12 protein-coding genes are annotated in these 25,050 nt (G+C 43.4%); 3 read left to right on the forward strand and 9 right to left on the reverse strand.

Annotation, left to right across the window (positions count from 1 at the left end; translation table 11 throughout):
* The first annotated feature begins 28 nt into the window (after positions 1-28).
* Positions 29-922, forward strand: coding sequence for a helix-turn-helix domain-containing protein (locus tag ACFQZJ_RS03800; protein WP_379932426.1), 894 nt, complete (start codon positions 29-31; stop codon positions 920-922).
* 110 nt (positions 923-1,032) lie between these two features.
* Here the strand turns inward: ACFQZJ_RS03800 and ACFQZJ_RS03805 are convergent, their stop codons facing one another.
* From ACFQZJ_RS03805 to ACFQZJ_RS03835, 7 genes are all read right to left on the reverse strand, one after another.
* On the reverse strand, positions 1,033-3,174 hold the full coding sequence (locus tag ACFQZJ_RS03805) for a DUF1961 family protein (RefSeq protein ID WP_379932428.1): 2,142 nt from the start codon (positions 3,172-3,174) through the stop codon (positions 1,033-1,035).
* On the reverse strand, positions 3,175-6,624 hold the full coding sequence (locus ACFQZJ_RS03810; protein WP_379932429.1) for a glycosyl hydrolase: 3,450 nt from the start codon (positions 6,622-6,624) through the stop codon (positions 3,175-3,177).
* Between the two features lie 91 nt (positions 6,625-6,715).
* On the reverse strand, positions 6,716-8,191 hold the full coding sequence (locus ACFQZJ_RS03815; protein WP_379932430.1) for a sulfatase family protein: 1,476 nt from the start codon (positions 8,189-8,191) through the stop codon (positions 6,716-6,718).
* A 5-nt stretch (positions 8,192-8,196) separates the two neighbouring features.
* Positions 8,197-10,479, reverse strand: a complete 2,283-nt coding sequence (locus ACFQZJ_RS03820) for a glycosyl hydrolase (RefSeq protein ID WP_379932432.1) — start codon at positions 10,477-10,479, stop codon at positions 8,197-8,199.
* A gap of 8 nt (positions 10,480-10,487) precedes the next feature.
* On the reverse strand, positions 10,488-12,962 hold the full coding sequence (locus tag ACFQZJ_RS03825) for a hypothetical protein (RefSeq protein ID WP_379932434.1): 2,475 nt from the start codon (positions 12,960-12,962) through the stop codon (positions 10,488-10,490).
* A gap of 175 nt (positions 12,963-13,137) precedes the next feature.
* A complete protein-coding gene (locus ACFQZJ_RS03830; RefSeq protein ID WP_379932435.1) occupies positions 13,138-15,903 on the reverse strand; it encodes a family 78 glycoside hydrolase catalytic domain in 2,766 nt (921 codons plus the stop codon).
* A 63-nt stretch (positions 15,904-15,966) separates the two neighbouring features.
* Positions 15,967-17,877: a hypothetical protein gene (locus ACFQZJ_RS03835; protein ID WP_379932436.1), complete on the reverse strand. Its 1,911-nt coding sequence runs from the start codon at positions 17,875-17,877 to the stop codon at positions 15,967-15,969.
* A 241-nt stretch (positions 17,878-18,118) separates the two neighbouring features.
* Between ACFQZJ_RS03835 and ACFQZJ_RS03840 the strand changes: the two genes are divergently transcribed.
* Together ACFQZJ_RS03840 and ACFQZJ_RS03845 are read left to right on the forward strand one after the other, a co-directional pair.
* On the forward strand, positions 18,119-19,504 hold the full coding sequence (locus ACFQZJ_RS03840; RefSeq protein ID WP_379932438.1) for a 3-keto-disaccharide hydrolase: 1,386 nt from the start codon (positions 18,119-18,121) through the stop codon (positions 19,502-19,504).
* A gap of 5 nt (positions 19,505-19,509) precedes the next feature.
* Entirely contained in the window at positions 19,510-20,853 is a 1,344-nt protein-coding gene (locus ACFQZJ_RS03845) for a Gfo/Idh/MocA family protein (protein WP_379932440.1), read from the forward strand.
* Positions 20,854-21,130: 277 nt separating this feature from the next.
* Here the strand turns inward: ACFQZJ_RS03845 and ACFQZJ_RS03850 are convergent, their stop codons facing one another.
* Together ACFQZJ_RS03850 and ACFQZJ_RS03855 are read right to left on the reverse strand one after the other, a co-directional pair.
* The gene (locus ACFQZJ_RS03850) at positions 21,131-23,134 is read right to left on the reverse strand and encodes a hypothetical protein (RefSeq protein WP_379932441.1); all 2,004 of its coding nucleotides are present in this window, start codon (positions 23,132-23,134) and stop codon (positions 21,131-21,133) included.
* 23 nt (positions 23,135-23,157) lie between these two features.
* Positions 23,158-25,026: a DUF5060 domain-containing protein gene (locus ACFQZJ_RS03855; RefSeq protein ID WP_379932443.1), complete on the reverse strand. Its 1,869-nt coding sequence runs from the start codon at positions 25,024-25,026 to the stop codon at positions 23,158-23,160.
* Positions 25,027-25,050: the final 24 nt, after the last annotated feature.

Consider the following 25,050-nt stretch of genomic DNA (forward strand, 5'->3'; position numbering starts at 1 on the left):
ATTTGATATTTTTATTGCATAAAATGATATGAAAAATAGCTATAGAAAATACTTGATGGTCTTTGATCGGGACAAGGCATGGGGATTCTACATCAACAATTTGGGACGGACCAAAATCCCAATAAACTCCAATTATCCAAGTACAGACCACCCCGATTCTTATATATTTTCTTGGGAAAACGGTCGGGTTTTGAATGAATTCCATCTGGTATTGATCACCCAGGGCGAGGGGGAGTTTGAAAGTAGTCCTACAGGAAAAATTAGACTTATGGATGGGGATGTGTTCTTGCTATTTCCTGGGGTTTGGCACCGGTATAGACCCAGAGAAAATAAGGGTTGGACAGAACGATGGATAGGTTTTTCCGGTACCTTGGCAACCCAGTTCATAACCAATGGGTTTTTCAGCCCTGAAGACCCAATAATTTCCAACGCTAACCAAGCTCAAATTTTAACCCTATTTGACAGGCTCTTTTTGCTATTTGAAAGGGAGGATTTTGGTTTTCAACGAACAGCCTCCGCCCTCTGTTTACAGCTCATGGCCGAATTGTATAATCTAAAGACCGGGGGTCCAAATGTAGCAGATATGAATACCATGGTCAACCGAACAAAGTCCATCATGTACAATCGTATTGATTCCTCCATTGAACTAAAAGAAATTGCCGAAAGGCTTGGGGTAAGTTATTCCAAATTTCGATTGGATTTTAAAAAACAGACCGACGTATCCCCACTACAGTATTTTTTAAGCTTAAAAATTGAAAAGGCAAAGGAACTCCTCTTGGCTACCAACAAAACCCAAAAGGAAATTGCCTTTGAACTTGGCTTTGAAAGTGATTTTTATTTTAATCGAATTTTTAAAAAGAAAACAGGATTTTCTCCAGGTAAATTTAGAATCGATACTAAAGTCAAGGGGTTACCTCAGTGAATTTGAGATGAAAGGGCCTCAAAAGACTTGATTTTTAACCTAAATATTGTTGTTCTAAAATTCATTATTAAGAATCTATAAAAAATCATCTAACTAAATCTCTACTGAAATTATTTCGTATAAATCTTAAAACTACTGTAGCGTGCTGAACGGGTATACATATGCCGTAGGCCAATCCTGCCCTCCAGAATAGGGTCAATTTTTGACAAATCCCACGTAAATAACTCCGTATCCTTGTCACCGCTTACCTCAAAATAGAGATAGTCCCCCAATTTCATCGCAGTTATATGGTACTTCTTGCCCGTTTCAATAAAACCCTTATAATCATAAGAAGGTTCCACTTGGGTTATCTTAAAACTTTTAACTTCTGGCTTGGGATATCTTCGGGCACGCGTGTAAAACAGACCATCGCCTTTATTGCCAAAAGCAGCATAGCTAATGTGCAGGGCGTTCATATTTTCAAAGTATTTTCTCATAGCAGGAACCTTTCGTAAATGCTGCCATTGTGCAATATCGGTTGCATATTCGCCCGTAGCAGTACCTGAGGCCTGTATATAGAGAATGTTTACATATTTATTTTGTTCATCCGTCCGTACATAGTCGTATTCTATTCTTATATCGCCAGCAAAAGTGTCCTTCGTCCAAAGAACCGCGTGATGGGCATCATTATTGGCCTCAGGCCCGGCAGAAAAATTCATACCTGCTTCTGTGTTCTCGATTGTCGCCAATTCGCCATCCAGAGTCCAATTTTCTCTCCAATTCCGAGTACCGGTGTCACTAAGGACAAGGTTCCATTCCTTGGCATTTTTGAGGTGGTCAAAAGCCGATTTGGCGGCAAGGACCTTGGCCTCAGAAGTCTTTCTTTGGATAGGGCCATTATCCCCCAACAAATACATTCTTCTGTAGTCTGATTTTGGTGATATTTCGGCAACAATCAAAAGGGCGTCAGGATGGGCATTTTCAATACTTGCTGAAATGGCAAAACGAGCATTACTTTTTTTGATGAAGGTCTTTTCCTTTTTAAAAGTGGTTCCATTAACTCTGGAATCGTATCGGGCGATGGCTCCTTGGCCATTTTCATTAACTTCATCAATAAAAAATTGAACATCATCAGCTTCGGTCACCTTTATAAAACCATTGCCAGTAGGCATATTGGTATTCCTATTTTGTATCCATTGTATACCATCCCACCAGAAATAGTGCATTTTCTTGGGTGCGCTACGTCTAGAATTGGGTATCTCCTTACCTACCGTCATACCAATATGGGGCCAGCCCTTGGAGTCTAGGTCCAGTACTCCCTGAAAAGTCCAATTATCATCAGTTTCAGCTACCAAAGTTTTAGCTTCTGCAATCTCCCGCGTAACCGGTGTTTCAAGTATATCATTGTTGATATTGGTCCACTCCCCTGTTTGGGTATTGAACTTCATATAGTACACATTGTATCTCTTGGCTATGTGCCCAAGGCCAATGGTGCTTGGTTTGGTATCTAGACATAAATGATAGTCAAATACCACATGCAATTCGTTGCCGTCGCCTTTGGTTATCCAAGGATACCAAGAATCTACTGCCGCCATATCATTGCGCCTTTTATGCTTAAGAAATGAGATGGGTTCAGAAAAGCTACGGCCGTTATCTGTTGACAGTTGATAAACCCAATTGCTGCGATGGGCACCATGACGGTAAAACAGATAAATATCCCCATTGTCCATTTTTATCCATTGATTGTAAGTGCCAAAAGGAGAAATGGTATTGAGGGTCTCCCAGCTGGAAATGTCCAAAGGTCTTTTAGAGACTGCATGTAGATTTTTACCGTAGTGATGGTTTCCCAAAAGATTCTCTCCGTGTTTCCTCATTCCCCCATGACCTCCAAAGGCAATGTGAATATAGCCTTGGTCATCAATCAGTATGGAGGGTTTGCCATGATTGTCAATCTTTTTCTTACGGGTAGGGTCTTTTCCCATTTCACTAATACCTACTTTAAATGGGCCTTGCCACTCTTTGGTTTCGTGATTATAGGAAGCCACGTATGGGTCTTCTTGGGGGCCTTGATAACAAACGTAGGTGATGCCGTCATGGTAAATACCCGCCGGATGTTGCACCACGGCAACAGCGTTACCATAGCCATTATCGGCAAAAAAATCGACCTTTTCATTTTTCTCCAAAACCGCTCTAGCTTTGTTACCCTGACCTTTACAGAATATAACCATGGTTAATAAGGCAAAGGCTCCTAAAAGATATTTGGTCTTTATCATTTACAAACTCGTTTTTTGATACGTTCTAAGGACTATGGGACCCAATAGACCAGAAGGCAATAACGGACTATCTGCATCCCAATGCTTCCACGATGCAAAAGTTGTTCGTTCAGAGGCTCGCCGTGTGTTATTTCGTAACCAATTAGGTAACTGTTTCGGTCGTTTTCCCTTGAGTTCATAATCCAAATCAAAGCGTTCGTCACCTATTAAACGGTTTGGCCAAAGGTTGGTCACTTTTATTTCAAGGGTATTCCAACCTAGTTTCAGGTAAGTGGTAATATCGGTTCTAAATGGAGCTTTCCATAGGGTTCTTACTGTTTTGCCATTTATCAAAACTTCGGCTATTACGGCCACACTTCCCAAATCCAGTTCTAACTGCTTGTCCTTCTTAAGCAAATCCTCAGTTAGTCCAAAGGTTTTTTTATAGGTAGCTGTTCCCGAGAAATATTTTAGGTCTTTTTCGGTATGGCTAGACCAAGAGGTAAGCGAATCGAATTTTACGATTTTTGATGTTTCATTTTTAATGGGGAAGGTAACCTCCCAACCCCCTGATAAATCCATCGGTTTAGGTATTGAAATAACCTGTTTACGTTGTACCGTTCCCGATGCGGTGGTGTATTTGATATTTCCTGGATAGGGGGTTACCCAATAAATGGAATCATTTGTATACACCAGTTTTGGCTTTGGAACATCTCTTGATAAATCTAAAACTTGCCCTTTTGGAATGGTCAAAGTACGTTCTTCACCCTCGGTGATGTAGCTTATTTTTAAAACCGTTTTTGGACTTTCAATATCCTTATCGTCGATTAATTTATCTGTTACCGGTATTTTATAATTTCCTTTCTCTATTTGACTTAGAATGTAGTTGGTCACATCTATGGTTTTATAGGCTTGGGGCACTCCTTTTGTTTCTGCCTTAAATTTACCGAACACGGCTTTTAACACCTTTAACTTTTTATCCCCAGCATCTATTTTTATATGCTCACGCTCTTCGGCATACAATTGCTTTTCCGTTGTTCCTATGGCATAGGCCATTCTAAACTCCTTCTTGTAGCCCATGGCAGGGTCGCAATCGCAAAACGCACGAGTCATTTTAAAATCGAGCACTCCGTCCTTTACGGCATCAGCTACTTTTTCTGTAATATCTACAAGCCCTTCTTGCAAAAATGTACCATATTCTGCCTTTACAATTTTTAAATCTGGAAGTGGTAATGCTTCGGGTTGTTCAAGGGTTGTGGTAACCTCCAACAAATGTGTTGGTTTTGCAGGCTTCTTAAAAAGAACGAATACCGATTCTTCCGCGTCTAACTGTAACGATAAGGTGGTTGTGCCGTCTTTATTATCCTTAAAAACCACAGCATCCTCGATTGTACCCGTTTCGGCATTCCAGAATTCGGGCTGCTTTCCCGTTACTCGAAAGCGTGCTAGTATCTTCCTGGCTTCTTTTCTAGCGTTTGCTATAAAATGGATATCGGCCTCGTCTGTTTTTCTATGGATAAAATTGATATCGGAGGCATCAGCACTTTCCACCTCAAAGTCAGGCGTTTTTTTTCGCAATACACTTTCAATAGTCACATCTTTTACTGACCCACTTCCCCATAAGGTATCAACATAGGTTTTAACCTCATCGTCGCAAGCAGGATAATTGGTTAAGCTGGGCGATTGTAGCGGCTTTCGACCGATTACTTTTGCACCACCATCTACCAACTCCTGTACTTTTTCCAAGGTCTCCGGTTTTATAAAATCGGATTCTGGTAACACCAAAAGTTCATAAGCGTTTCCGACGGACGAATAGATGGTTCCGTTCTTTACGACCAAATCCTTTAATTTATTGGCACCAATTAAATCGTAATCAAAACCCAACTCCCTAATTTCAGGTTTTATAAACCCGGTGTTAGGTGATGATTCCCCAGTAAACACCAACACATCGGCTACATTTTTACCTTGTTGCAATAGGTGTTGCGAACGCGCTATGTAGTCCATATACGCCTTGCTTTGCGTCCACCAGGTATTTAGTCGGTTAAAATCGAAGCCGTGGTAACTTAGGGCCAAGCCCGGAGCAACATCCCAAGGTTGATGCACGTAGGTATGAAAGATAAAGCGGGTGATGCCTTCTGTCCAGGCCCTATCACCAATGGTTTTTAAATCTGCTGGGTGTTTGTCCCAACCGCCAATTCCGGTAAAGGACTCCGCTCCAACTATAGCACTACCGTTTAAATGGGCAATAGAGGATACAAATTTGGGCGAATCAAAAAACGGGTAGCCACCGCTCCAAAACTCGCACATGACAATATCTCCGGTGGCGCCTACCTGCATATTGTCAAATGGCCCCCAGTAGGGTTCAACAGAGAATTTCAATCCGTGTTCATGACATAATTTTGCAAAATGCGCGTAGTAGTTTTTAGCAATTAAATCCCCAATGGTTCTTCTAAAATCCCAAAGAAAACGCTCGGACACTTCCCCACTTTCCACATAATAACCTGCTAATGTTGGCAAATACGGGGTTAAATTATATCCTCTTAAACTTTCAAATTGTGTATCGAATCCTGAAGTCCAGTTGGTAGTTTCTACCTCATAGCTATCAATTAGGCAATTGTTTACGGTAGTACCTACCAAATCTCCTAATTTATCGAGTATGGGTTGCACCCCCGCTGCCCAATACGCATCAAGGGCTTTGGTACTCATCTTATCCACTTCCAAACCCTTGGCCTCAGGCGGCGCCGGGCGGTTGGTTGTACCCATAGGGGTGTGCCCTAATCGTAGAATAATCCATTCGCCCTCAGGAACGTTCCATTCCAAAATTCCGTCTTCGGACAGTTTAGAAGTTATATCGATAATAGACTTTCTGGGAATTATGGCATCTTTAGGAATACTTTTAGTATCGGGCAATAAATGATTCCGGATGCGTTCCGAAAGGTTTTTATAATCCAAACCATCTATTTTTCGAACTTGCTTTGGTTTTGGAAAGGCTAAAACGGCTATGTCTTTATAGTAGTGGGATTTGGTTTCTGGTCGGGGTAATACTTGTGCTATTGTTTTTCCACCGGCAACTTCAAGTTCGCTAAAGACCACCGTTTGCATGGCATGCTCTTCTGTTACCCAAGGCCCTCCCGAAGACGACCAGCCTGGACCATTGTGAAAGGCCAATTCTAAGCCCAAACGCTTGGCTTCTTGTGCCGAAAAATGAAATAAGTCCAACCACTCTTCACTAAGATACTTCACAGGCCCTTGCGGAAAGCCCAGGTGTACATTGAATAATTGTGCTTCTTGGATACCCACCGCCTTCATGGCTTCCAAATCGGCCCTAATGCCTTCTTTAGACACATGGCCGCTTAACCAATGCCACCACGTACGGGCTTTGGCTTCATTGGGTGGGTTATGGAAACCTACTTCTAAATCCGCAGAAACAGCCCTTTTCACCTCTTGACTCCACAAGATTGTGCTGCTCATCAAGAGTAGCATAATAATACTTATAAAGGGTTTGTATGTGTTTTTAACTATTTTCATTAGTTACTTCGTGCCTTAGGTTGGGGCTTAAAAACTATTGGCCAGGTTTAGGCGACTGCACCACACCCTTTCCCTGATCAAAACTCCACCAATCAATGGCTTTCCTTTTTTCATCAAAAATGTAATTCCATTTTTTAAGGTAATAATCCCTATCACCAAATTCGTCACCTATTTCATTGAGCTGATTGACCAATTCATCATCCAACTTTTGCTGGACTTCAGCATACTCCTTTTTATGTACCAAATTTTGCATTTGAAACGGGTCATCCAGATTATCGAATAAATGACTGGCACCTTCTGGGGTTTTCACGTAGGTGTATTGCTTGGTTTTTATGGCCCTGTAGGCTGGGTCTTTTACATTGGCCCCAAAAGGAGCGACGCCCATCGCCAGTGCAGCTCTATCTACATCTGGATTGGGATTTTTAATGAGATTGGCCAAATTTTCACCTTCTACGTCTTTGGGAATCTGAATATCGGTCAAACCTAAGAGCGAGGGCAGGATATCGGGTGTGGTCAATGGGGCATTTACTACCGTTCCCGCGTTGGCATCAATTTGAGAATATCGAATTAAAAATGGTACCCGAAGCGCTTCATCCCATGCCAGCTGTTTTACAAAAGGTCTTACCCCGTGGGCTCCCATCATCTCTCCGTGGTCGGCAGAAAAGACCACGATGGTATTTTCCAGTAAATCCAACTCTTTCAGTTGATTGAGCATATCCCCAATAGCCTCATCGGTCGCGGTTGCATGAGCGTAATAGCCCTGTAGCTCTTTCCGAACCCTTGGCTCCAGTGACTTTGGAATGTTGGGAGGAAGCACCAAGCTATCCTGCGGATACATTTCCTTATATTTTTTGGGAGCACTGTTATGCGGGTAGTGCGGAGTAGCTATGGAAACCAGCATGAAAAAAGGCTGTTCGCTATTGGCGTTATCCGCCATATATTGGTTGGCATCTTTCGTGATGGCAAATGGCGAATATTCTGGCCAATACCTTAAAATGGTATCATTATTATCATAGTAAGACATTTTATTATAGGCATGAGAACATTCCAAGCCCTTCCAATATTCAAAACCTTGTCTTCGTTCTTCCGGGATATAGGTAGAACGGCCGTGACCATCTAAGTGCCATTTTCCCCAAAACCCTGTTTTGTAGCCTGCACCCTTAAAAATTTCGGCCATGGTCACTTCTTCTTTGGGTAGATAAAGGTCATTGACGAACATGCCCGTAGTAGTCGGGAATTTACCGGTCAACAATGCCGCTCTGTGCGGTGTACAGACGGGTGCTACGGATATGGCATTGGTAAAGTTGACGGACTCTTTGGCAAACTGGTCCAGATTTGGTGTTTTTACATTGGGGTCGCCCGCGTAGCCCAAAGCATCACCGCGCCATTGGTCGGTCAGGATGTAAACGATGTTCGGTTTTGTGTTCGCTTTTTTTGTTTCTTTCTTTTCATCTGGTTTGCAGCTAAAAAGGCTTATAAACAGGGTAGTCAATAAAAGGGTTCGCTTCATTATATTCATTTCAGGTCTTCATTTGATATCCAAAAAACAGCACTCACCGGAGGCAAGTTCAGACTGGCTTTTGTATAGGATTGATTTTCTATACTTACCTTTTTTGAGTTTTTAATTGGTGTGATATTCCCTGTATGGGGATTCGCTTCAAAGAGCTTAAAATCACCTTTGAGGGTCACTTCGGTCTGGATGGTTTCATCACTGGAATTGGAGAAAAAGTAGATATGCCTACCTTCCTTTATTTTATGGATATAATTGAATTTGCCAAAATCCGAAGCCAGGGTTGGATTGGGAGAAAAAGCCACATCGGGCGTGAGGTCTATGGCCAAGGCCTCGGATAGATTGTCCTGATTGGCATCAACGAAGTGAATGGCCTTTCCGCCAGTGTTGTTCTGGTGTATATGCGGGTTGCCGTCCAAAGGGGCATTGGCATCCACCCCGAAAATTTGCTTTATCAAGGTTTTTACCTGCTCGTCAGCTCCCATTTCAGAGGATTTATAGGGCAGTTGTCCAGTGGAAATCACCAAGCCGCCTTGGTCATAATAGGCTTTTAGCTTTTCCAGTGTCTTTACCGATATCACGTTGCAACCGGTTAGGATAAGGGCTTTATAGTTTTGTTCGTTTTCAAGATTGTTTAAGGTAACGGTACCGTTGTTAATTTGATATTTGTCCTCCAAAAAGAATTCGGGGTGAATAAACGTAAAATCCTGTCTGATGTCGTTGGTCAACATTCCACTGATTTCCATATAATTGGTCTCGGGAGAGATAAAGAACCCCTGCCGCGGGTTAGCTGGGTCTTCAAAACGGTACCAGCCCGCCAATTCTTCAAACGGATAAAAAACCCCTATTTCCGAAACTCGTTTACCACCTTGCAACAACATACAAGCGCGGCCTACAAACTCTGAATACTCAGGTAATGCAGGGGCCAATTTTTCACTGTAAGGCGATACCAAAGGGGAAATATAGACTTGGTCCGGATTGTACCAGAGTCCATGCGGCACCACAAAATTTACCCCACGGGAAAACAGGTCCATTGCGGAGCGATATAACATCAAAGAGTCAAAGGATTTTTCTTTGTACGCCCCATAGATTTCTGTGGATACCACTGGTTTATCGTAATAATCAGCTGCGGAACTTATCAATTTATGCCCATTTTGACCAAACTGATAACCGATAATGGCATCCGTTAAGGGCATGGCCATATGCCGATAAAATTTAAAGATATCGGCATTCATATCAATTGGGGTAGGGTCATAATTTCCTGGCGGATGTCCCGTATCCTTTAAACCGTTTGCTTTGGCCCATTCCCCTACCAATTTTGGAAAACCTTCTGCTAATAATTCTGCTCTGGTTTTAAAAAAAGCATGGCGTACCGATTCGGTCTTTGGGCCAATATCATACCACAAGGCGGGATACCATGGTTTTGGGTCATAACCGTTGATTTCTACAAATTTTTCATTGAATCTTCCAGTCCAAGTACGGGGGTGTTTCCAAAAACCCACATCGTCAAAAAATACTTTCTTAATGGTCTTACCAAAATAGTCGCCAAAGTTTTTTTGGTGTACCCCATAGGTTAGTTCCATGAGTTTACGCACCGCAGTGGCATCTAAATAATCTACTACGGGGTAGGCCTTGTGGTAGCTGTCTTTCACCAAAACAAAGCTCATGACCTTCCAACTTCCTGCTGGCAGGTCATACCTCAAAACCTTATTTTTTATAAAGGGAGTAAGTTCAATTCTTTCCAATGTTTCGGTATTCATGGCCACTATGGAAAGTACCTGTCCGTCGGGAAGTTTTTGCTTCAATTGCCTTGGCCCCTGAATCGTATGTTCAATTTTATCCAACCGTTTCATGGTGTGTTCCGGGAAAAGCTCGCCAAGTTTACCACCCGCCATGCCGCTGGGAAAATCGTTATCGTCGTACAAAATAACTTCCATTTCCAATTCCTCGGCGGTATCCAAAACGTCTTGGAATCGTTCCAGGTACTCCTCGGAAAGAAACTTAGGTGTTGTACCGGGCCGTCCGTTCTTTTTGGGCGCAAGGGGTAAGACGCTAATGCCGCTAAAACCACCCAATTCCTTGGCATCTTTCATTTGCTGGCGTATGCCTTCAGTTGTCAGTTCTCCATTAATGTGCCAGAAGGGCATGGGTTTATAGGCTGCTGGAGGATTGTGGAAATCTTCCACTAAAGTTCCCGAAAGCTGCTCCTCTTGTGACCTGCAACCGGTAGTCCATAGGCCTAGGCATATACTTAAAAGTACCGTAAAGCTATGTGTAGTAGTACCCATTTGGCTATTTAGTATTGTTTGTTGTAGCGTAAAACCCCCGTGTGGTCAGCATTTGCATTGAGCTCTTTTTTTTCAAAGATGAGTTGCTCTCCCTTACCAATATATAACACCATTTCTGTGGTATTTCCGCGAACCAACGTACGAACTACCCCAAACCGACCCTTGAACGACAATCCTAGTTCGTCATTCTTGTATAAGGCGGTGTCGCTGTCTTGTGAAATAATGATATCGGTTATGCGGCTGTTATCCGTTTTGGAGCTTACTATGGCACCTATGGTTTTAGCTCCATCCTTTAACGATGCTACTTTTTGTACACTTGCACCTTGGTTTTTTGAGGTTTCAAAAATAGCGATGAAGGGATTATCCCATGCCTCGCCCTGTTGTCTTATCGCCAGCACTTGGGTCTTTTTGTGCACATATCCGTTTTTGGCCTCCCGTGTGGGCGGCGCCAAGGCTTGGGTATATTCTTTTTCGGTGCCTGCGGGAACAAATAGGTGCATATAGGTACTGTCATATTCAATATCAAAGCGGACTTTTATGCCCTCCTTGGTTGGGCCGGTCGTTTTGGTTTCCTCAAAAAAGCGCCATCCCGGGGATTTGACGGTGTCGCCGATATCATTCTGATACCGCTGCGTCGGTTGCAAGGCTAATTGTTGCCCATCTGCATCGAGGATATGGGTGGTATCCCCAATATTATGATAGATGTAGTCGTGAATTAGGTTTTCGCCATTGGATTTTGAACGAAATACATCTAAATAGTAGCCTGTGGTCTCACTGGTTCTTATGGTGCTTAATGTGCGTTCCTGTGTAGCATTGTTCACGGTATCGTTTAAAAACTGTGTTGCAAAACTGAATTCTTCCGCGATACCTTCTTCCAAGTGTTTGGGCTCCGCGGCAATGTTCACCACCGTGTTCTGCCATACATTTGCCTTGCCTTTCCAAGAACCTTCGTCCAAACCGTGCGAGGTACCGTTGACCACTACCGTATTGTTGCCTGCATATAATCTAAAATAATGTTCGTGAAGGGGAATTCGTCTCTCGGGAACGGTTGGTGGAAGTCCGGCATTGGGCGCCATTACATACCCTGCCCCGTAGAGTTCCATACCAATTCCCGTGAGATGGGAATGCACATAATGGGCACCTCCTATGATTCCGCATAGGCCGTAAAGGGTATTATTTTCTCTGGCGTAATTTCGTTGTAAGGCAATACCCGCATGTTCTATAATTACTGTTTTTTTGTTGAAATCGATGCTGCTATCCAGTTGTGGGGGAACATCTATACCCCAGAACAATTGTAAATGTTGGTATTGGTCGTATGGTGATGTGCTCTTTAGGTTAGGGGTGTATCCGCCTTTTGCCTCATACGCCCGATGTAATGCCAATTGCGCCTTTTCCGCTATATCGGTATAGCCATGGCGTGCTGCAATATGTAGGGCATACCTATAATTATTTTCGGTAAAGTCATTGTTTCTTTTAGAATCGCCATAGCGTACAAATCGCCTATCCGGATACCGTAAATAATCATATAGGAAATTGCCGTTAAAAATATGTTTTGCCGTTTTGGTAACCTCCATTTCCGGTTTAATGCGGTCTACGATGTTCAGTACCATACTAACAATCGGCATAAAACCATAACTAAGGGATTCCGGCCATAGTCCTTGATCGGAATATAGGGGTAAAATCGTATTTTTAAAGGAGTTTTGATGTGCAGTACCTTCTTCCCAGAAAATCTTAAAAAGACGTTCCCGCTCCGTATCGTCCTCCACACACAGTATCATAAAAAGTGCTCCCGGTGCCGTAAGTATGGGGTGGTTGGAGACCCTTTGGCCGTGCTTGTCCGGTTTACCGTATTCTTGTAATACATTGCCGATCATGTTACCTAATGCTTTTTGCGCCAAGTCATTATCAAAACGGATATGTTTTTCCAGTTTTGAGCTAAAGGTCTTGGTGTTTTCTTTTTTTAAGAAGTTGTACACGAAATCATAGGCCAAGGCAAAATGGGGATACGTAGTTCTAGGGTCATAAAATTCATTGCCACAAATGGTGGTCGTCTGAGGGGTTTTCGGTGCGAGCTCCTCAATATATGCCGTTAATATATCGGCGGATAGTTGGGCGTACTTATCATTTTTTGTGAGGTAATAGAGCATGCCCGATTCAGAGGCTGTCATTAGAATTCTATTATGGGCATTTGCCAAGAACGCGGCCTCCTGCTCACTATAACCGCCATGGTCAAAACTAAAGGGGGGCAGTGTTGTAAGTAAGGCTTGGGGCCGTTTTTTATGCACATCTGCTATGCTGTCTATTCGCCCGTGCAACTCGGCAACCATGGACCGTGCCCAATCATAGGTAGCTATAGTTTGTAATAGCTGGGGTCTTTCATCAGCGGTCGCAACTATTATAGGATGGGGTAACGACTGAGCAACTACCGGTTCCGTTAAGGTCAGTAGCAGTAACGCTATTAGTGCTTTGTTCCATTTGTTCATAATCCTATCTAGTTTTCATTGATTGCTGTATTCCAGTTCCATTTCTTTGTTGACCTATCCGGTAAACCGTGAAATAGGGCCAATTTGGATGTACTTCATATCACATTCCAAGCTTTTTCGTACCTGCTATACCTATTTTAAACCGTCGGGTTTTCTTCCAAATATCTTCCATACCTTACCTCATTATAGTTTGAAAATTATACGTACCGGGCTGTACTAATAGTTCAAAGGAATCGATGCTTGTTTTGGTGAGTTGTACGCTGTTATTATCATTTATTGAGGTGCCATCCAAAAGGAGTTCTTTTTCTATATTTCCAGGTAAAACTACGGTTGCCGTGGTGTTGGGCGGTATTTTGGTTTCTAACTGAAATACATTGTTTTCCAAGTTCCATGAGGATGCCACCTCCCCATAAGGCGTTTGATATGTTGCAGATGCCGATGTAAGGGGCGACTTGGGTTGTGGGGCAATTCTAATGGTTTTATAACCTGCCTCCAAAGGGGCGATACCCGCTATGCGCTCGTACATCCACTCCCCAATGGCTCCGTATGCATAATGGTTTAGGCTATTCATGCTCTTAGGGTTGTATCCCTCTTCTTTGCTATAACTGTTCCAACGCTCCCAAATAGTGGTAGCGCCTTGATTGATGGAATAAAACCACGAGGGATAACTTTCATTAAAAAGTAGTTTGTACATCAGATCTATTTCGCCCATTTCATCTAAAACTTCGGATAGTAGCGGTGTTCCTAAAAAGCCGGTGCGTAAATGGTTGTCGGCATCGTTTAGTTTTCGTAATAAATTGGCCTGGGCATTTTTTCGTTTATTTTCGGGAAGTAAATCAAAGGCCAATGCCAACAAATAGGAGGTTTGGGTTTCTGGTACTTCCTTCACTTTTCCGGTCTCGTCAAAGTATTTTTCATCAAAGGCTTGGGCAACGGTCCGGTATAAAGCCCCATACCTAGCCTGCTCCTCATTTTTGCCTAATACCGCAGCTGTTTGGGCGGTTAGTTTGGCCGAGTGTGCAAAAAATGCAGTACCAATTAAATTTCTAGAGGTATCGCCTTTATTATCGTCATTTTCAGGATAGGGTTGTAACCAATCCGAAAAGGACATCATATCCGAAATATAGTTTTCCGATTTTAGTTCATGATGCGCCACCCATTGTTTCATCATTTCAAAATTATCTTCCAAGAAACCAATATCCCCGGTACGCCTATATATTTTCCAAGGGATAATGGTACATACATCTCCCCATCCCGAACTGGCAATTTTATTGCCGCGAGAGTCCGGTACCGTCCAAGGGATGGCGCCATCTTCTAATTGTGCCTCGCGGACACTTTGTAGCCAACTGGCCCAAAACTTATAGACATCCGCATTGAACATGGAGGTGGGTCCAAATACCTGTGCATCACCTGTCCATCCCAACCGTTCGTCACGCTGGGGGCAGTCCGTAGGAATATCCAAAAAGTTACCGCGCAGGCCCCAAACGATATTACTTTGGAGCTGATTTAATTTATCGTGCGAGGAGCTAAAGGTTCCGTTGTCCTCAAAATCGGAATACTGCACAATTCCCGTAACCCAATCTTTTGAAGGTTCTTTAGCGGAATCAAAACCGCTCAATTCTACATATCTAAAACCGTGAAAAGTAAACTTAGGTTTATAGGTAATGTCTCCGTCTTCAGCGGCAATATAATAATCAGTGGAATGTGCACTTCTGTAATTATCGGTATAAAATGTGCCGTCCGGGGAAAGCATCTCCGCAAACCTGATTTTGAGTGTATCCCCTTTTTTCATGGGTACGTTTACCAATGGTACGCCCACCATATTTTGTGTTAAATCAAATATGACCGCTCCATCTTTTTTGGTGATTTCCTGTGGCGTTAATTTGATCTTGTCCTTTACCGCGGTATGTCTTTTGGGTGCTAAGGCAACAGAGTCGTTAATTTCTGAAATTTCGACCGTGGTCCAGTTGGTATCATCAAAATCAGCAGTAGTCCAATTGGGCATCTCCAAGTTAGCGTTGTAGATTTCGCCGTCATAGATTTCTGCAAATTCCAAAGGGCCGTTGGTCATTCCCTTCCAGCTGCTGTCCGAAAGGATAAGCTCCTTGGAGCCATCGCCCTTAACGATTTCCAATTGGGCCAATACCTTTGGCGAGATGGTATTGTCCCATGGCGTAGTACCCCATAATAATCTCCCGGAATACCACCCGGAGGCCAATTCTACACCTAATACATTTTGTCCCGATGTTAGCAGATCGGTAACGTCATAGGTTAAGGTTTCAATGCGTTTGTCATAGCTGGTAAAACCAGGGGACATGGCATCATCGGAAATATTTTTACCGTTCAAGGAAACATCGAAAACTCCTTTGGAAGTGATGTATAATCTGGCCGATGCAACCTTATCGGATACTTCAAAGCCTTTTCTTAGGTATTGGGGTTTGTGAATCAATACGTTTTCGCGACCCCTTATGCTGTCCTTTGCGGTATTTAGCCCTACCCATTTGGCTTGCCAATCACTATTTTTCAGTAATCCCAATTCAAAATGTTGCGTTTCGCTCCATGCAGAAGGTGTGCCATCTTGATTCCAATATTGAACTTGCCAAAACACTTTTTGACGCGAGCTTAATGGCTCACCTTCATATTTTATCCACGTAGACCGACTCGTTTCTTGCTTTTTTGAATCCCATAGGTCTGCATTTTCCGGTAACAAATCTGGACTGCCAGCAGCTACTATGCGATAGGCCGTTTGACTGGATACGTCCTTAGCAACCGTTAGTTGCCAAGAAAAAGTGGGCGTAGCATCGTAAAATCCCATCGGGTTTTCAAAACCTTCTGATAAGGTCAAAGCTGTTGGTTTTTCAATGACTTCCGGTTCGCAAGAAGTGAAGAATAAGATTGCTAGAAAGGGAACGCTATTTCGTATGAGCGACTTAAAATTCATAATGAGTTATTATCGGTATCGGTTGTGTATCAATTTAAACATTGCAACTTTTAGGTTGCGCCATCAAATGATGGTTATGGTGCAAACGACTTCTTTTATCCCTTTAGGAAAACTAAGCATTATAGGTACTACCTCCATCCCGGGCACTTGATTGAAAATGCGTTCTTTCTCCATTTTTTTAATCTGAAGAGGTACATTTGAACGGATCACTGCAATGCCATCTGGTTTATGTATTTCAACTTTGTTTTCAGAGGTTATGACTACTTTTTCCCCTGTCGGGGAAATAACAGGTAATACCAAGGTGTCCCCATTTTCGGCCGTGCCCGAGCGCAAGGCCTTTATGGTGGTGGTATCAGAATCTATCCTATAGTTCAACTGAAAATTGCCATCCTTTTTTATCGTTTCCTTATCGCGGTTAGTAAGGGCGGTAGAAATGGCGAAATCAATTACACCATCCGTATCCGTGACCGAAACCTTGGCTTTTAAATCCTGTACGTTGGTAAACTGTACCCCGTCTACATAACGTTCCACACGTGGCGTAAGACAAAAATCCTCACCCGGTTGCGGTTGTTGGTTGGCGGGTTCCACTTCAATATATTCTACCATACTTGCCGTAAATAAGGGGCCTACTTTGTCATGCCATAAAACGGCAAGCGAACCACCTGTTGCAGCTACGGAGTAGGGTTTTTTCCAAATTTGATCGTAAGAAGAAACGGTATTTCGCCAAGGGCCCCTGGCACCCAACCAAACATCCAATTCCTGGAAATGTTTTACACCATCTTGGGTGCTCCTCGGTAGTGGTGTTTTTTTATCTACCTGCTGTAATTGTTCCATATTATCCAGCACAAAGGCCAAGTTCTTAGCATGTGCAAAGGTGTGGTGCATACAGGGTTTTACATCGTGTGAGGCATAATGTAGCCCGCCTGCCAGAAGTCCGTTTACGGTGCAGCGTTCCAACAGTTCCGTGCTGATAACGGCCGCCGTTCCAAAAGCCGGATTCCTATCGGCCATTAAACTATAGGCGGGTTGGCAGCCATCCGTGGTTCTACTGCCCCAATAGGTCCATTTGTTCTGTCGCGTTCCAAAGCTATTGTCCCAACCGCCATCCGGCAGCATAAATTCTAGATGTCCTTTCATGGATTGGGTCAATAATTCCAGTAATTCCTCATCCTTTTCAAGTACCGCATATTGTACCACTGCATTTAAACTTTCCTCTACATTATAGCCTAGATCAATCGGATACAAACCTTTTGCACTTTTGTCATTATCCGGTTTGTCCTCACCAAAAATTAGTTTATTGGGTTCAGTAAGCCATTTTGGTATTTCTGCGGCAAACTCTTTACTTCTTGCAATGTATTTCTCTTCCTTAAAGTGCTTTCCTAAAAAGTATAGGGCGTAAATAGCGGTGAACCTGTAATTGATATGGCTAAAGTGCATATCAAATTTTTGGTATACGAATTCAATGGCACGTTTTAAACGTTTTTCCCATTTCTCCTTAACGTCCTTCGGTAAAATATGACCATGATGGTGTAGTGCCTCTCCAAGAGCGATGGCGCCAAAAACAGTAGTGCCGTTCCAAGATTTTGGGTCCAACATGTTTGTCCAGCTACCATCGGGCTTATCCACATTTTCGGACCAGTCCATTACCTGGATTGCGGCGTCCAGATATTTCTGTTCACCGGTTGTGTCGGCCATATACAAAAAGGGATATACCGCATCCGGACATCTACCGTGAATTAAATCGCAGGCATGGCAGTATAAGGAGCCATGCGTAACCGAATCGCCAGGGTCGTTTACTTGATCCCTTATCATGGCATCGCACCAAGTGGTCAACAAGCGTAAAGAGGATTCGCCAAAGGCAGTGAGCTCCGTAGGACTAGGTGATTTACGACCACTATTCTTGCACCCATAGTGAGGTAGTATAAAACCCAATCCGGCCATTGCCGCGAGTTGATTGAAAGAGCGTCTTTTCATTTTCGTGATCTGTATTTGGATATTCCAAATTTGCTCTCTAAAACTAAACCAAGCATGGAGATATGCCATCCTGTACTATATGGTTTACTGTTTTAAGTTCAATTCTTATAGCTTCTTGTTCAGCTATAGTTTATTATCGCCAAGAATTGATCTAAATCGGCATTCTTAAAAATGTAACGGGGCACTACAGGACGGTTTAACCTATGTAAACTGTAATTTTAATCCATTAACTAGATATAAAATGAAAAGACACTTTTTTACTTCACTAGCAAGGTTTAAGATTATCGCGGCACTTTTAATAGTACTAGGGTCAACCAGTTGTGATTATACCAGTAAGGACCACCTTACACCCATATTCAACGGAGAGAACTTAGACGGCTGGCATACCCTCGGCGGGGAGGCTACCTACAAAGTCGAAAACGGTGAAATTATTGGCACTACGGTTGCCAATACACCCAATACCTTTTTGGCAACGGATTCAAATTATTCCGATTTTATATTGGAGCTCGATTTTAAGACGGATTCCGTGTCCAATTCCGGCGTGCAGATACGCAGTAACAGTTTGCCTTGGTACAGGGATGGTATGGTACACGGCTATCAGGTAGAGATAGACCCTTCCAAAAGATCATGGAGTGGTGGTCTGTACGATGAGAAAAGAAGAAAGTGGTTAAATCCGCTTGCAGATAATCCTGCGGCGCAAAAAGCCTACAAACCCAATGACTGGAATCATTTTCGTATCGAGGCGATCGGTGATACCCTAAAAACGTGGATCAATGAGGTGCCGGCAGCTTATGTTATAGACGATATGACAGCAGAAGGTTTTATAGCCCTGCAGGTACATAGTATTGGGAAAAACGGAAAGCCGGACGTGGAAATCAAATGGAGGAACATTGAATTCATAACCGAGAATGTAGCCCAATACAGTATGGCATCCCCCCTAACGCCGATTATCACTAAAAATCAATTGACCTACCAAGAAAGGAAGGATGGTTGGGAACTGCTCTGGGACGGTGAGACTACCAAAGGTTGGAGAGGTGCCAAGTTGGAGACCTTCCCCGAAGAAGGCTGGGAAATTAAGGATGGTGTCCTAAGCGTGCTTGCCAGTGGTGGTGGCGAATCTACCGCAGGTGGTGATATCGTTACCGAAAAAATGTACGATAATTTTGAGATGAAGGTCGATTTTAAGATTACCGAAGGTGCCAATAGCGGTATCAAATACTACGTAGATACGGAGCTGAACAAGGGCGAAGGCTCATCCATAGGATTAGAATTTCAGATTCTGGACGATGAACGCCACCCCGATGCGAAATTGGGAAGTCACGTGGGAAGCAGAACCGTGGGGTCCCTTTATGATTTAATTCAGGCGGACACCGGTAAACATATACATCCGATAGGGGAATGGAATACAGCACATATCGTATCCAAAAACAACCAAGTGGAACATTGGCTAAACGGTGTTAAGATTTTGGAATACGAGCGTGGTGGCGAGGAGTTCCTAACCTTGGTCAGTGAAAGTAAGTATAAGGACTGGCCCAATTTTGGGTTGTTGGAAAAGGGTAATTTACTACTCCAAGACCACGGCGACCTCGTCTCTTTCAGAAATATTAAAATAAAAACAGAAAACTAAGAGCAATGACAAATCGTAGAAATTTTATAAAGAAAACAGCTTTGGGCGGCGTTGGCTTAGCAGCATCTTCCTCCATGGCCATGAGCGCCAAGAGTTATAGCAATATTATCGGAGCCAATGACCGTTTGCATGTGGCCATTGCCGGACTAGGACGTAGGCTGGGAGCGTTCTATGCGCCTATCGCCCATAAGAAAAGCAATGTTAGATTAGCGTATTTATGTGATGCCAAGCAGAGTCAAATGACCAAGGCGGCGAGTAATTTTGAAAAACACATCAGTTATAAACCAAAACTGGAGCAGGACATTTTTAAGGTGATGGCAGATGATAAGGTAGACGTACTTATTAACGCTATGCCAGACCATTGGCACACCCCCGGATCTATAATGGCCATGAAAGCGGGGAAGCATGTTTACGTAGAGAAACCAAGTAGCTGTACGATGCAGGAAAACGAGATGATCGTAGATGCTGCCAAACAATACGGAAAGGTGGTTCAAATGGGTAACCAACAGCGTTCCTCCCCGCACACTATTCAGATAATTAATAAGATTCATGAAGGTGCCATTGGCGATGCTTATAAAGCACTTGCTTTTTTTAGTAATAGGCGTGGAGAAGTACCAAATCAAAAAAAGGCTGCGGTACCGGAAGGTCTGGATTGGAACTTGTGGCAGGGTCCTGCCGTGCATAGGGAGTACACCTCTGAAACTTGGAACTACAACTGGCATTGGTACGGATGGAATTATGGTACCGCGGAAATGGGGAACAACGCCACCCATGAGTTGGATGTGGCACGCTGGGCACTCGATGTAAATTTACCCCATAAAGTGGAAGTAGATGCTTCAAAAAGACATTTCGTAAACGATGGATGGGAAATGTACGATACCATGATGGCGAAATTCACTTTTGATACGAATAAACGAATTGAGTGGGACGGAAAAAGTAGAAACGGCTATAATACCTACGGTAGTGGGAGGGGAGTTCTTGTTTATGGAACGGAAGGAACCGTTTTCGTAAATCGACAAGGTTATAAATTATTCGATAGAAAAGGTAAGCTGATAGAAGAGGTATCAAGTGATGGCCAAGAGGCCGGTATTGCTCTGGGAGGCGGTGGGAATATGTCAACCACACATGTTATGAATTTTTTCGAAGCCATAAGAGGCAAGGAGAAAGCAATGGCACCCATAGACGATGCCAATATTTCTATGGCGATGGTGCATTATGCGAATGTATCTTCACGTATTAACCAGAACTTTGAGATTGACAGCAAAACGGGAATCATGTACAATAGGGAGGCGATGCAGCATTGGGGCAAGCCTTACGAAAAGTCTTGGGAATCTAAGTTTATGATGTAGTAACAAATCCCCGAGTTTTTAGCTCGGGGATTTTTCTTTTTGCAGACTTGTTGTTAGGTACTTTTTTTAAACTGGATTAACAGCAAAAATGTCGGGCTGAACCTATCGGCTTCGATCAAGATATATCAAAATCGAAGTCCGATTTTGCTAGCCAAGCGTTCTCTCCCGACAATTCGTGAGCGCTCGAACTGACAACATTTTTTTTAATTTAATATTTTGCTTTTCAATATATTAACCTGTTCAAAATATATGCATTATCTACCCATCTCTAAAATTCTCATTTCATTTCAATGTAATCCAATAACAACTTTTTAACATCTTCTACACCGCCCTCCCGGAGTCCACCGTTTGTAGCTCCCGTTATCCAATACAAGACCATGCCGGCATCGGAGCAGTCCCATTTTCCTTTTTGGAATTTCACCACATCATCTACCTCTGCAATTTTCCCTTGTAACCAGACCCATTGCACTCTTGGGTCCGGGTGATTTTTGGCCCAATCCCATCTTTCGAGGTTCACTTTTAAGTTCACGTTTTGGTCCGGAATACGAACCTCTTCTACTCCAAAATCCAAAATTTGCTGCCAGGTGTAGAAATCGCCGGCGTCATCGTTTGCGGAATGGTGGGTGACCACTTTTACATATTGATGTTTGCTTTTGGAGCTTGCATCTAAGGCGAGACCAATGATATCCGGTTCGCCGGCCTCAATAATCCAAAGGGGGTCGTTGCCACTAGATGCGTTGATGGCCTTGGCCAGATCTGCTACGGTTTCTTTCTGTTGCCATTTGGCATCAAAGAAGGTGAGGTCGTCAAATCCTCCCCAGCGTCTTGCGGTTACATCGCAGGCGGTTTGCATTAATGCATGACGTTCCCGTTCGGCTCGTTCCGATATGCGTTCTACCCGTTCCAAATCACAACTGTGGGAATAATGAACCAATCTATCGGCTAATCCCGCGGCCCTTAGCAACGAGATGGACACGGCTGTTCCTCCCAGGTCGTCCGGATCGGGGGAATTGCCGTCTGCAATTATGGCGATACGCCCTTTTGGCGGGTTTATTTTAGGCGCTGCCGCCGATGCTTTTTTTACTGCGGGAATGCCTGATGCCGCGCTTACCAATTTGCCCTTTCCTACGGGGGCAAAAATAAGTCCCGCCCAACGTGCCCTGGCAAATTCTTTACCGTCACTACCAATTTTAGCATGTACGGTAATTTTATCCCCTTTTTTTAAAGCTATATTTTCCCATACTTTGTTCGATTGCTCGCCTTCGGCAAACATCTTTTGGGTGAGTGCCGGCTGGTACGAACCTAGCTCGGTATCGTTCACAAGTATGGTAAAAGTGGATTGTCCGTCATTTTCGCCCACGCCAATAAAAACCACATCGTAGTTGTCACTTTTAAAATTGAAATCGGTTGTGGTGCTGGCCTCTTTTCTTTGGTTAGGATTGATGGCCAACCAACGCCCGCCCGCATCCTTGTAATATCCAGTTCCTTCTACCGGAAAATCCGCTACGGGCAAGGTTTTATTTTCGACTACCGAGGTACTTATGGTCTCGTAATAGGATGGTTCCGACCACGTGATGGCTACTCTGGCGCCCATATCCTTGGGGGTGAAATTCTTGTCGTTGGTCAATAGGAACTTATCGAATTCAAACCCATCTTCACGCATGCTAAATTGAATGTCGTGCACTCCTTTCGTATCCATATCCAAATAAATTTGATGAGGCACTCCACAGTGGATTTCCTTGGTACGTTGTTTACTGGCCCAGGTCCATTCGTTTTTACCGTCGCACCATTGCATCCGCTGACCGTTATCCGGCCACGCTCCGTTAAGCCCCACATGAATCCCATTGTCCTCACTGCCCGTGCTGTAGGCCCTTACCCAAACGTAGTAGCGCCCTGGGGTGTTGATTTTTACCCGGTAATGCAAGATGGCAATGTTGCCCGGTTCGTTTGAAAAATTTTCTCCGTGAATGAGTTTGTCATCATGCGTTACCCTGGTATCCGGGAGAATTTCAAGATAGCCGTTATTGCTTGCACCTGTACTGTGGTTTGGGTCTTTATCCGCTAGATTACCCGGAGTTTCGTGCTTGTTTACGCGATACCAAGTTCGGGCATCTGTTTTGGTCTGTTTGTAATAGTATTCCGCCTCTACCGCAACGATACCGTTTTTCTCTTCAAAAAAATTGGTCTCATCAATAATGGGCAGGTTTAATTTTGATGCTTGGGCATGTATCTGGCAGGTGCTTAAAATTAGGATAAGGATTAAACTGAGTACTGTTTTCATGTTAAAATGTAATTGTTGGGGCATTAGTATTTTTTCTTTACAAGGATTACCCAGTCCTTATTTTTATCCGAAGGCGGATATCCTACAGCAACCGAGCCTTCCGCTTTTATGTGTTGTACAGAACCCTCTTGCAAATCGCCGCCATTTCTTGGGTCGTACCAAGCGATGGAAAATTCATCACCCGAGGTGCCCAGGTCCAGGGTCGTCGTTTCTTTTTCCATAGACAGATAGATGGTGTAGGTTTCTCCTTTTTTGGCAAAACAGTAACCGCTATCTGCGGCGATGAGTTCGTTGGCCGGTTCCATTACCCAAAAAGGAATATGGTTTTCAAAGAAATGTAGGGCATGTTTATTTTGGTCCCAGAACAGGTCCCTACTTCTAAAATCTTCGCAAGTAAGGTCGGAATTTGGGCTAGCATAACCGAAGTACCATTCAACGCCAAAACCACCCGCTAACAGTGTTCCCCAAAGGGCATTTCCGCGTGCCAGATTATGCTCAGGATCTTCATCATCGGGTAACAGGGCAATATTGGCCTTGCCGGGCTCGTCTACGGATAAGGCCCACTTTCTACCTGATGCATTTGATTTCTCGCGCCATTTAAGTACCCTAGGGTTTACATCTTTAAATTCTGGGTCGCTCAACTGTAAGGACGCCCCTGTCAAGGGAGATTGGTCGCCTATAAAATCGTTATATCGGTCATCTTTGTTGGGAAAGGTGTGCATGATCAAGTGATTTCTGTAGGCATCCAGTTTTTTAATATAGTTGGCCACTTTTAAAACCTCCTCGGTCGGTTGGTCGTTTTCTTCCCCTAAATTCCAGTTCATGGACAAATGGTGGCCAAAACGGGCTATTAATTCGCGGTAGTATAATTTTCCTTCGGTTCCAAAAACGCCTTTGTCCATGAGATGGTCGGTTTCCGTTTCATTGGTCTTAAAATGAAGGAACATGCCCAAGGTCTCGGCATATTCAAAAATTCGTTCCCATTGGTCCAACTTGGAAACATCCAACCGGGTTTTATGGAAGAAGTTTTCCCAGGCCTCCAAATTCTTTTTATTACTGGCATAAGTTTCGTATTCGGCTATCGGTTTTTTTAAGAGGTAGGGAAAAATATTTCGGTCATCACCATCTACGTTAAAGGTCAAAAAAGAAAAGACGTTCAGTTCTTCAGCGGCTAGATAGTTAATAGCACCCAAAAGATTTTTTCCCTTATTTCCTTTCCATACAAAGGGTTCTGCATCCGTTGTAAAATCTTGGGCATGGGGTTGCCATTCCTTTAAAAAATCGAGGGCGTTGGTGGCTGCATCAAAATCTGCATAGCCCAATAAATTCTCTGGTGCATCTACCCCAAGTTTGATGAAATAATTTTTGCTTTCCTCAAACTGCAAGTAGGATTGCCCAATGTATTGTAGGCGTCCTTTTGCCCTATTGTCCCGCCCCGACTTATCCGATGCTGCAATAGTAAAAGTTCCCGTTTGTCCGTCCATAAATCCGGCGGATTCAGCATCCGCAATGTCATCGGCAACGGCAACTTCGTTACCTTTTTTAAAGGATGATTTGTAGGACCATTGCCCTACGGCATTAGGTGTAAAACGTACCTGCCAAATATTTCCTTTGGTAGCACTACTTTCCGCCGCCCTTCCATCTGCCGCAAAAAAGCCGGGGATAACATAGGTTTGATTACCGTTGGTAAAGGTAACATCCAGCCTATAGTCTAAAAACGGATTCACTTCCGAAAGTTCATCGGTTTCCGGACCTTCAAAATTAAGGGTGATGCGATGCCATTTTTTAAGTTCCCCATCAATTACCGGAGCGGTCTTGTTATCACAATTTACCATGGACAAAGCAGCACCGATGAAAACAATGTTTAGAAGTAAAGTTTTAATGGATTTCATAGGTGCTGCAGATTATGGTTAATG

It is taken from the genome of Maribacter chungangensis (assembly GCF_042676845.1).
Classification (GTDB): Bacteria; Bacteroidota; Bacteroidia; order Flavobacteriales; family Flavobacteriaceae; genus Maribacter; species Maribacter chungangensis.